Here is a 401-nt window from a genome sequence, read left to right as displayed (position 1 = left end):
CCGCTGATGTGCTCCTGGTCCTGGGTGCCGGAGCGCGTCTGCACGTCCACGCCGGAGAAGTTCAGCGTGCCGTCCGGATTCTCGATCGGCACCTGGTCCAGGTAGATCGACTGCTTGCCGGCAACCAGGCCACGGATCTCGCCCTCGCTGGCGAGGTCGATGATGCGGGCCACCGCCATCGAGTGCAGGCTGTCGGCGGTTTCGACCGGGGTTCGGGCGTTACTCGCGCCCTTCTTGGCACCCGCCAGCACTGGCGTGGCTGCGCCGCGCGTGCGCGGCGTGGGATGAGTGGTCTGATTCAAAACTGGTCCTCCGCCAGGATGCCGCCGCTGATCACGGCCGAGCCGATGAACATGCCCTTGGTGTCATGGCCGCCATAGGCGACCGGCACGGGGTTGCCT

The 401-nt window shown here is 67.6% G+C and carries 1 protein-coding gene; it reads right to left on the bottom strand.

Annotated features, from left to right (window positions below):
• On the bottom strand, positions 1-302 hold a 302-nt coding region (locus FJV41_RS56370), incomplete at its 3' end, for a hypothetical protein (RefSeq protein WP_141649684.1).
• Positions 303-401 lie beyond the last annotated feature (99 nt).

Source organism: Myxococcus llanfairpwllgwyngyllgogerychwyrndrobwllllantysiliogogogochensis (assembly GCF_006636215.1).
GTDB classification, from domain to species: Bacteria; Myxococcota; Myxococcia; order Myxococcales; family Myxococcaceae; genus Myxococcus; species Myxococcus llanfairpwllgwyngyllgogerychwyrndrobwllllantysiliogogogochensis.
This window is presented reverse-complemented; position numbering and strand designations above follow the sequence as displayed.